Genomic DNA, 383 nt, shown 5'->3' on the forward strand with positions numbered 1-383 from the left:
GTGGTGATGGCGCCGGACATCGAAACGTACGCGCCCTACGTCGAGGCCGTCTTCGGGACCGCGACCCCGCGCATTCCCTTCAATCTGTCCGACCGCAGCGCCGAGCAGTCGAGCACGCTCGCATCCGCACTGCTGGCGCTGCTCGCGCTGCCCGGAAGCCGCTACGAAGCGCACCGCGTGCTCGCGCTGCTCGACGAGCCCTCGGTGCGCCAGCGCTTCGCGCTCTCCGAAGCGGACATCGAGACGGTGCGGCGCTGGGTCGGTGAAGCGCAGATCCGCTGGGGCATCGACGCCGAGCATCGCGCGCGCTTTCACGTGCCGGCCACCCACGAGCACACGTGGCGCTTCGGACTCGACCGGTTGCTGCTCGGCTATGCGCTGCC

1 protein-coding gene is annotated in these 383 nt (G+C 70.2%); it reads left to right on the forward strand.

The features are described 5' to 3' along the window. Positions 1 to 383, forward strand: a 383-nt coding sequence (locus I6F37_RS44780; protein ID WP_225155098.1) for an exodeoxyribonuclease V subunit gamma, incomplete at both ends; no start/stop codon positions are given.

It is taken from the genome of Bradyrhizobium sp. NBAIM08 (assembly GCF_020193935.1).
In the GTDB taxonomy this organism is placed as follows: Bacteria; Pseudomonadota; Alphaproteobacteria; order Rhizobiales; family Xanthobacteraceae; genus Bradyrhizobium; species Bradyrhizobium yuanmingense.